A 9,642-nucleotide genomic window follows, 5' to 3' on the forward strand; every position below is an offset into this window, starting at 1 on the left:
TTTCGGGGTTTGATTTTATCTAAAATACAACTTATTTAATTGATATGCAAGTACTTATTTATTTCTGAAAGTGCCTATTTAATATCTATTGAACACCCTAAAAACAGAAAACCCTATAAACATAATGTTTATAAGGTTTTTAAGTGGTACCTCCAGGAATCGAACCAGGGACACAAGGATTTTCAGTCCTTTGCTCTACCAACTGAGCTAAGGTACCATTGCCTTAGCGGTGGCAAATATAATATGTTTTTTTACATCTCCTAACATTTTTTTAAAAAAATGTGTTGTATTTTTGAAACTTCCTAAAAATTGTATCCATGAACCTAATTATTGATGTTGGTAATACAAATGTAAAAGCCGCTGTATTTAAGCAAGATACACTTGTAAAAAGCTTTGTTTTTGATAAAAAAATCATAATATCTGAAATAAAAAAAATATTAAAAAAACATGCAATTTCTTCTGCAATTATAGCTAGTGTTGCCTCTATTACCCATCATAAACTCCAAAAACTCCAAAAACTACTTCCATTATTGGTTGTTTCATCAAATATAAATGTCCCTTTTATCAATCTTTATAAAACGCCCAACACTTTAGGGGTAGACAGAATAGGATTAGTTGTAGCTGCTTTAAAAAAATATCCAAAACAAAATGTACTTATTATAGACGCAGGTTCTTGTGTTACGTTTGATTTTATAAATAAAAAAGGAGAATATTTAGGAGGAGCCATATCACCAGGAATAAATATGCGTTATAAAGCATTGCACACTTTTACTGCAAACTTACCCTATTTAAATAAAGAAATTCCGGAAAGTGCTATTGGAAAAACCACCCACGAAAGCATTCATGCAGGTATTATACAAGGTGTTATAAATGAGTTAGAAGGCTCAATTTTAACATATAAAGAAAAATTTAAGGATTTAACAGTGGTTTTAACAGGTGGAGATACAAATTTCTTGTCAAAACAATTAAAAAGTGGCATATTTGCCAATCAAAATTTCCTCCTTCTTGGATTAAACGAATTATTGATATTTAACAAAGACAAATGATAAGAAAGATTTTAGTAGTTTTTTTACTGATAGCTTCTGCAACCATATCGGCACAAAGAACAAGTTCATCACCCTATTCGTTTTTTGGTATTGGAGACAAATTTAACCAAACTACAATAGAACAAAGTAGTATGGGAGGTATTGGTGTAGCTTTTAGCCACTACAAATATTTAAATTTCACAAATCCTGCAGCATATTCAGATTTAAAATATACCACGTATGGCTTTGGTGTGTTAAGTAGTAACCTATCTATTAAAAACGGAGATATTACACAAAATTCTAACTCTACCACTTTAAGTTATGTTTCTTTGGCTTTTCCTATTGGAAAAAAAGCAGGAATGGCTTTTGGATTGCAGCCACTTTCTTCTGTAGGTTATTCTTTATCTAATACAGTTTATGACACTTCTAATACACCTATAGAAATTTCTTTGTTTTCAGGTTCTGGTGGAATCAATAAATTGTATGCAAGTTTTGGAATAAAAATTCTAAAAGAATTGTCTTTAGGGATAGAAGGAACTTATAGTTTTGGTAATATTGAAAATAGCATTCTCAACCAAAGAGCAGATGTTACCCTAGCTACAAAATACAAAGATGTTTCTAATGTAAGAGGTAACTCTTTAAAAATTGGATCTCAATATAAAAAAGAATTAAAGAATAAATTAATAGTAAATGCAGGAGCAGCTATTACTCTTGGCAACGTTTTTAAAGTTACAGGCGACGATTATTTATACTCGCTAACGCTAAGCAGTGCAGGGTCAGAAATACCAAGAGATACAATTTCTACAAATTCTATGATCGGAAATTATAATATTCCTTTAAAATCTGTTTTTGGTGCTGGAGTAGGTAAATTTGATAAATGGTATTTTGGTGTAGAATATGAAACTCAAGACGCTATAAACACTTCTGGGTTTACACAGGCCTCTAATATTGCGTATAATTATGAAAACTCAAGTAGAATTTCTGCAGGAGGATTTTACTTACCAAAAATAAACTCAATATCAAACTACTGGCATAGAGTTACGTATAGAGCCGGAGTACGATTTGAAAAAACTGGCTTATTAGTTGATGGCTCTGGTAACAATACAAATTTTACACCAATTGATGACTTTGGCATATCTTTTGGTTTAGGTTTACCACTAAAACGATTGTCCACTATAAATTTGGGCTTCGAATATGGTAAAAGAGGAACAAATACTAATAATTTAATTCAAGAAAATTATTTTAATTTTAGATTAAGTTTATCTTTGACGGATACAGGTTGGTTTCAAAAGAGAAAAATTGATTAACAAAAACACACAAAAAATGAAAAAATTTACGTTTTTATTAGCTGCTATGCTGCTTTTAGCATCAGCAAAAACAAATGCCCAAGATGACGCAAAAAGAGATTGTACAATAAAGTATAATCTTTTTAAAGGAGATTATCAATCCAAAAAATATGATGATGCATATACTAATTGGATACACTTAATGGACAATTGTAAAGATTTATCTGTAAACATTTACAAATTTGGAGCAGATTTAGCAGAAAAAATAAGAAAAGACCCTGCGTTAGCAAAAAGAGTATACGAACAAAGGTTACAGTATTTTCCTAAAGATAACCCTGCAAAAGTTCATAGTGATTATGCAGATTATTTGTTAGATAATAAACTAGGTACTGATGCAGAAGTTTTTGCACTTTTAGAAAAAGCATATAGTATAGACCCAACTAAAATGGGCGTTAAAAATTTATATGTATACTTTCAAGGTATTACAGATAGAAATAAAGACGCAAACCCTCAAAAAGTTTTTGATACTTATGATGATGTATTAGAAAATGTAAATTTAAAACTAGAAGGATACGCTAAAAAATTATATGCAATTACAGAAGGAGATACTGCAAAAGTATTAGACAAAAGAGATGCATACTTAGTTAGAGCATATACGGTAAATTCTAAAGCTTTAGGAACCGTAGAAGGAGGCTTAGATGCAATTATTTCTGGAATTGCTACATGTGAAAGATTAGTTCCATTATACCAAAGAGATTTTGAAAAAAATAAATCTAACTCAGTATGGTTAAAAAGAGCGGTTTCTAGAATGTATAACAAAGGTTGTCAATCAGAATCTTTATATGAAACATTGGCAAGAGCTTATGCAGAGGCAGCACCATCTCCAGATTCTTATACTTTCTTAGCAGGAATTTTGGAAAAAAATGGAGACCCAACTGGAGCATCTCAGATGAGAGACAAAGCTTTTTCTTTAGAAACAGATCCTATAAAGAAAGCTAAATACAAATTAAAGTTTGCGCAAACCGCTAAAGATAATGGTCAAAGCAGCAAAGCTAGAAGTTTAGCAAGAGAAGCAATTAGCCTTAACCCAACTTACGGAAAAGCATATTTATTTATTGCAAGACTTTATCAAAGTAGTGTAAATTCTTGTGGAAATGACGAGTTTGAAAAAAGAATGGTATACGTTGCTGCCTTAAACATGGCGCAAAGAGCTTCATCTGTAGACCCAGGTGTTTCTTCAGAAGCAAGAAGTTATATCAATAGCTATAGAGGAAATATACCTAGTCAGAAAGTAATATTTACTGCAGGTATAACTCCAGGAAGTAGATATACTATTAAATGTTGGATTGGAGAAACTGTTACCGTTCCTTCAAATTAATTTTGTGAAAAAATACAATCATATAATATCAAAAAGCATTACTGTTATCTTTATAACAGTAATGCTTTTTTCTTGCTCTAACAACACACAACAAGTTAGAGACTTCTTAGCAACAAAAAACTTACCTATCGGCATTGCCAAAAACGCCTATCATGTGTATAAAGATTCTGGAAGAATTACTTCAAAATTAATAACTCCTTTATTAAACGACTTTAGCAATAGAAAAGAGCATCCTTATAATGAGTTTCCTAAAGGAATTAAAATCATTAATTTTGATAATAATGGATTAGATTCTATAACTATAACAGGTAATTATGCGCTTTCTTACTCTAAAACTTTAGTTTCAGAAATTAAAGGAAATGTTGTGGTTTTAAATCATACAGATCATTCTAAATTAGAAACAGAAAAATTACTTTGGGATCAAAATACTCATTATTTTTTCTCTGAAAAAGCTTTTACCTTAACAACTCCAAAAGACACTATTTATGGAATTGGATTTGAATGTAAAGAGGATTTAAGCAAGCATTTGGCTAAAAAAACAACCGGAAAATTAGAAACAACAGAAAAATAAAACAATGAACAAAATTTGGAAATTTTTTCAATATGGATACTTAATAATTGCAATAATCTGTTTAGTAGAAGCAATTATTAGATGGAATACAGACAGAAATAGAGCATATATATTTCTTGGCTTTTCTATTTTTATTACCTTAGTGTTTTTCCTAAAAAGATATTTTAGAAAAAAAGTAGAAAAAAGAAATAGTCAACAAGAACTCTAAAAAAACAACAAATTTAAAAGATTATCTATATTTCTGAATGGAAATTGAGCTCATAATAATCATCATTTCAATTATACTTTCCGCATTTTTTTCGGGAATGGAAATTGCATTTGTCTCTGCTAATAAACTACACATAGAATTAGAAAAAAAAAGAGAAGGATACATTGCCCAAATTTTAAATAAAATTACCCAAAAATCATCAAAATTTATTACAACCATGTTGGTTGGTAATAATATCTCTTTGGTGGTTTACAGTTATTACATGGGTAAACTTTTGATAAGAATACTACCTTTAGAGGGTTATAATGAGTTTTCCATATTACTGGTACAAACTATAATTTCTACCATTATTATTCTAATTTCGGCAGAGTTTTTACCCAAAACCATCTTTAGAATCTATGCCAATGATGTACTAAAAATATTTGCTGTACCTGCCTATATTTTCTTTGTCATGTTTCATTATTTTTCAGAATTTATTACATCGATCTCAGATTTTTTCTTGCGTGTGTTTTTTAAAACAAATGCAGATGAACAACAAACAGAATTTAGCAAAGAAGAATTAGGCCATTATATTACAGAGCAGTTAGAAACTGGTAATGATGATGAAGAATTAGACTCTGAAATTCAAATTTTTCAAAATGCTTTAGAATTTCACAACGTAAAAGCCAGGGAAGTAATGGTGCCCAGAACAGAAATTGTTGCCGTAGAACTTCATGAAACCGTACATAATTTAAAAAATATATTTATACAATCTGGTTTATCTAAAGTACTAGTTTATAAATCTTCTTTAGATGATGTTCTAGGTTATGTAAATGCCTTTGAGTTATTTAAAAAGCCAAAAACCATTAAATCTATTTTATTACCTGTAGAACTTGTACCAGAATCTATGATGATTAATGACATTTTAAACAGTTTAATGAAAAAAAGAAAAAGTGTTTCTGTAGTTGTTGATGAATATGGAGGTACTTCTGGAATGATAACTGTAGAAGACATTGTAGAAGAATTATTCGGAGAAATTGAAGACGAACACGATTTACAAGATTTTTTAGAAGAAAAAATTAATGATACTTCTTTTCGTTTTTCTGCAAGATTAGAAGTAGACTATTTAAACGAAGAATACGATTTAAACATTCCAAAATCTGAAGCTTATGAAACCCTTGGCGGATTTATAATAGAACATATAGAAAATATACCCGAACAAAATGAAATAGTTGAAATTGAGGATTTTGTGATTAAAATACTAAAAATGAGTAGCGCAAAAATAGAAGAAGTCTATTTTAAAATAGTAGATGCAGAAGACTAAAATAAGGGTAATTCTTTTCCAATTTTCATCAACAAAAACACATCTAATTAATAACTAAAAAATGGGTTGCAATATTAAAAGCCAAATTGTATCTTCGCCCACTGAATAAAAATAAATAACTCATGGCAGTTTTATCAAAAATTAGAGAACGTTCAATGTTCTTAATCATTATCATTGGTTTGGCACTTTTTGCCTTTGTATTAGATCCTTCTACTTTAGGAGATTTTTTCAATTCTAGCAAAGTAAACCAAATAGGAGAAATTAATGGTGATGCTATTTCTAGGCAAGAATTTGCCACTGAAGTAGAAGCATATAAACAACAAGTTGGTAGTAGAGTTTCTGAAATGCAAGCATCTAATACCGTTTGGGACAATATTGTTCGAAAAAAAATCTATCAAAATCAATTATCAGAAGCAGGAATAACTGTGGGTGAAGCTGATGTTTGGAACGAAATTGTAAATGCACCTTCTGTAAAAGAAAATCCTCAATTTTTAAATGAAGTAGGAATGTTTGATGAAACAAAATTCAAACAATTCTTAGCAGATACCAAAGAAAACAATGCTCAGTTATGGGCAGCTTGGTCTAACTACATGAATCAGATTAGAGATAATTCTGAAAGAAATACTTATAACAATTTAGTTTCTGCAGGTTTAGGAGCTTCTTTAAAAGAAGGAGAAACTGAATATTTTATAGAAAACACTAAATTAACCTCTCAATTTGTTTATGTACCTTATACTTCTATCTCAGACAGCTTAGTTACTATTTCTAAGTCTGAAATTGAAAGTTATATAAAAGAAAATCCAGCTGATTTTAAAGTAGAGGCTTCTAGAGATATTTCTTATGTACAATTTAACATTGCTGCAACACCGGCAGATGAAGAAGTTATAAAAGCAGATGTTGCTAGTTTCATTGAAGATTTTAAAAAAGCAACCAACAATAAAGTTTTTTTAGATGATAATGATTCTGATACTCCTTTAGATACTAACTTTAAATTTAACAATAACATTAACCAAACAATAGCTTCTCAATTATTTGAAAGCAATAAAGGTGATGTTTTTGGACCTTATAAAGACCAAGGCTATTTTAAAATTTCGAAAATCACAGAAATTTCAAAAATGCCAGACTCTGTAAAAGCGAGTCATATTTTGGTTCCTTTTATAGGTGCGCAAAGAGTAGCTCCGGATGTTACTAGAACAGAAGAGCAAGCTGAAAAATTAGCAGACAGCATCTTAACACTTGTTAAAAGAAATAAAAATAAATTTGCTGGTTTAGCAAAAGAATTTTCTTCGGATGTTTCTAATTCTAGTAAAGGTGGTGATTTAGACTGGTTTAATTATGCTAGAATGACACCTGCTTTTAGAGATTTTACTTTTACCAATAAAACAGGAAGTATTGATGTTGTAAAAACACCATTCGGTTTTCATATTATAAAGATAGACGATCAAAAAAACACTCAGAAAGTAGTAAAATTAGCAACTTTAAGTAAAGAAATTATTGCTTCAGAAGCTACTGAAAATGCAGTTTTTCAAAAATCTGAACAATTTGCTTTAGCAGTTTCTAAAGATAAAAAATTCTATGAAGTTGCAAAAGAAAGCAGCTATATTACAAAACCAGTTGTAGGTTTAAAAGCATTAGACGAAAATGTACCTGGTTTAGGAAACCAAAGACAAATAATTACTTGGGCTTTTGGAACAGACACAAATACTGGAGATTTTAAACGTTTCGATTTAGAAGGAAGTCATGTTGTTGCTTTTGTAACTGCAAATACTCAAAAAGGATTATTATCAGCAACAAAAGCTGCAAATACAGTAAAACCTATTTTAATGAACAAAAAGAAAGCTTCATTGCTATCTTCTAAATTAAATGGAGCAACATTACAAGAAATAGCTACTGCTAATAATACTACTGTTAGAAATGCAAATGGAGTTACACTAAGCAGCCCTACTTTAGTTGGTGCTGGTTCAGAACCAAAAATTGTGGGAGCAATGTACAATGCACCTTTAAATAAATTGATTTCTAATATAGCTGGTAACCGAGGTGTATATGCATTTACGGTAACTACCAAAGAACTGCCAACTGCATTACCAAATTATGACACGGCCAGAAAAAAGATTTCTGAAGCAAGAAAAAGACAAACTTTTAAAATTTACGAAGCTATTAAAAGCGCTTCTGATATAGAAGACAATAGAGCTAGTATGTATACTGCAAACTAAATATACTTTAGCTTTTTAATATAAAAAAGGTCTGTATGAAAATTTCATACAGACCTTTTTCTATTAAAATACATTTTTTTACTTAGTAAGCTCTGTAAATAGGGTTTCTAAATTCTTATTATGCCTATTTAAACCTAGTATTTTTAAACCATTTTCTTGTGCAAAATCAAATATAATTGGGCGCATGTCTTGTTTGCTATCAAAAGTAATAAACCATGTAGTATCATAATTATTTTTATAAGAAACTACATTTGGTAACCTTCGTATAAATTGCTCTTCTATCCTATAATCAAAAGTAACTTCAATATTCTGATGATTCTTTTCTTTTAATTCTCCTAAATTTTTATCAATTAAAATTTCACCCTTTTTGATAATAATTACCCTACTGCAAATAGCTTCTACTTCTTGCATGATGTGTGTAGAAAATAACACAGTTTTTTCTTTTCCCAACTCTCTTATTAAAGCCCTAATTTCTATCAGCTGATTGGGGTCTAACCCCGTAGTAGGTTCGTCTAAAATTAAAACTTCCGGATTATGTATAATAGCAGCCGCTAGCCCAACTCTTTGCTGATAACCTTTAGAAAGTTGATGTATTTTTTTATGCGCCTCTGTTTGTAAACCTACTTTTATAAGACAGTTTTCAATTTCACTTTTATCAACCTTAAAAATAGCCGCTTGAAATTGCAAATACTCCCGCACATACATTTCTTTATATAAAGGATTGTGCTCTGGTAAATACCCAATATTTTTTTTTGCTTCTATAGGATTGCTTAAAACATCTATATTACTTACAAAAACGGCTCCATTAGTCGGTCTAATAAATCCTGTTAAGATTTTCATTAAAGTAGACTTCCCTGCCCCATTAGGTCCTAAAAAGCCAATTATTTCGCCCTTAACAGCCGAAAAAGAAACATCATCTAATGCTTTTTGAGTTTTATAATACTTTGATACGGATGTAACTTTAATAGACATTTTACAAAAATAGTTTGAATTATTTTGATAACGAAACAGTTTCATTTATAGTTTCTGAAAAGCAAAAATAATTATTTTAAAAAAATTTAAATAAAATAAAAAAAACATTTGTGTAATCCACAAAAGGTATTATATTTGCACCGCTCTAAAGAATTAGATGTTTTAAAAACATCAAAAAGCAGAGTTATTAAAAAGTTCAAATTAAAAAATACGACTGCGAAAGTAGCTCAGGGGTAGAGCATCACCTTGCCAAGGTGGGGGTCGCGGGTTCAAATCCCGTCTTTCGCTCTATTCAATTACCATGCTGAAGTGGTGGAATTGGTAGACACGCTGGACTTAAAATCCAGTGGTCAGTAATGGCCGTGCGGGTTCAAGTCCCGCCTTCAGTACAAAAACCGTAACATTTATTTGTTACGGTTTTTTTTTGGATCAAGTACAAAAGTTGTAGAGTTTCACAATTAAGTGCAAAAAGCTTAGGTACAAATATTATGTCTAGACTAAGACAAAAAAATATTTAGAAAAGTCTCATTCTTTCTTAAATTTTCGTAAAAAATCATAACATCCATACAGGATTTAATGAATTTGATTAAAAAAACTCAAGATTAAAATGGATCATTCGCAATTGTTGTGTTTAGGCAAAAATTGTTGTTAATCTAAATAGGAAAAATTCTACATTTTTAACACCT

8 protein-coding genes and 3 tRNA genes are annotated in these 9,642 nt (G+C 30.2%); 9 read left to right on the plus strand and 2 right to left on the minus strand.

Annotated features, from left to right (window positions below):
• Positions 1–144 precede the first annotated feature (144 nt).
• Positions 145–217: transfer RNA gene (locus tag ACSHW5_RS16190), tRNA-Phe, on the minus strand.
• A gap of 100 nt (positions 218–317) precedes the next feature.
• Between ACSHW5_RS16190 and ACSHW5_RS16195 the strand changes: the two genes are divergently transcribed.
• From ACSHW5_RS16195 to ACSHW5_RS16225, 7 genes are all read left to right on the plus strand, one after another.
• Positions 318–1,046, plus strand: a complete 729-nt coding sequence (locus ACSHW5_RS16195) for a type III pantothenate kinase (RefSeq protein ID WP_435677191.1) — start codon at positions 318–320, stop codon at positions 1,044–1,046.
• Entirely contained in the window at positions 1,043–2,332 is a 1,290-nt protein-coding gene (locus ACSHW5_RS16200; RefSeq protein ID WP_435677192.1) for a hypothetical protein, read from the plus strand. The genes ACSHW5_RS16195 and ACSHW5_RS16200 overlap by 4 nt, the downstream gene beginning before the upstream one ends.
• Before the next feature lie 16 nt (positions 2,333–2,348).
• Positions 2,349–3,689, plus strand: a complete 1,341-nt coding sequence (locus ACSHW5_RS16205) for a tetratricopeptide repeat protein (protein WP_435677193.1) — start codon at positions 2,349–2,351, stop codon at positions 3,687–3,689.
• A gap of 4 nt (positions 3,690–3,693) precedes the next feature.
• The gene (gene lptC, locus ACSHW5_RS16210) at positions 3,694–4,260 is read left to right on the plus strand and encodes an LPS export ABC transporter periplasmic protein LptC (RefSeq protein WP_435677194.1); all 567 of its coding nucleotides are present in this window, start codon (positions 3,694–3,696) and stop codon (positions 4,258–4,260) included.
• 4 nt (positions 4,261–4,264) lie between these two features.
• Positions 4,265–4,468: a hypothetical protein gene (locus tag ACSHW5_RS16215; protein ID WP_435677195.1), complete on the plus strand. Its 204-nt coding sequence runs from the start codon at positions 4,265–4,267 to the stop codon at positions 4,466–4,468.
• A 37-nt stretch (positions 4,469–4,505) separates the two neighbouring features.
• Positions 4,506–5,771, plus strand: a complete 1,266-nt coding sequence (locus tag ACSHW5_RS16220) for a hemolysin family protein (protein ID WP_435677196.1) — start codon at positions 4,506–4,508, stop codon at positions 5,769–5,771.
• Positions 5,772–5,893: 122 nt separating this feature from the next.
• Entirely contained in the window at positions 5,894–7,984 is a 2,091-nt protein-coding gene (locus tag ACSHW5_RS16225) for a peptidylprolyl isomerase (RefSeq protein WP_435677197.1), read from the plus strand.
• 78 nt (positions 7,985–8,062) lie between these two features.
• Here ACSHW5_RS16225 and gldA read toward each other — a convergent pair whose 3' ends face one another.
• On the minus strand, positions 8,063–8,956 hold the full coding sequence (gldA, locus tag ACSHW5_RS16230; protein WP_435677198.1) for a gliding motility-associated ABC transporter ATP-binding subunit GldA: 894 nt from the start codon (positions 8,954–8,956) through the stop codon (positions 8,063–8,065).
• A gap of 216 nt (positions 8,957–9,172) precedes the next feature.
• Between gldA and ACSHW5_RS16235 the strand changes: the two genes are divergently transcribed.
• Both ACSHW5_RS16235 and ACSHW5_RS16240 read left to right on the plus strand, forming a co-directional pair.
• Positions 9,173–9,244, plus strand: a tRNA-Gly gene (locus tag ACSHW5_RS16235).
• A gap of 15 nt (positions 9,245–9,259) precedes the next feature.
• Positions 9,260–9,345: transfer RNA gene (locus tag ACSHW5_RS16240), tRNA-Leu, on the plus strand.
• The last annotated feature ends 297 nt before the right edge of the window (positions 9,346–9,642 follow it).

The sequence above is a fragment of the Polaribacter sp. genome (assembly GCF_051251875.1).
Classification (GTDB): Bacteria; Bacteroidota; Bacteroidia; order Flavobacteriales; family Flavobacteriaceae; genus Polaribacter.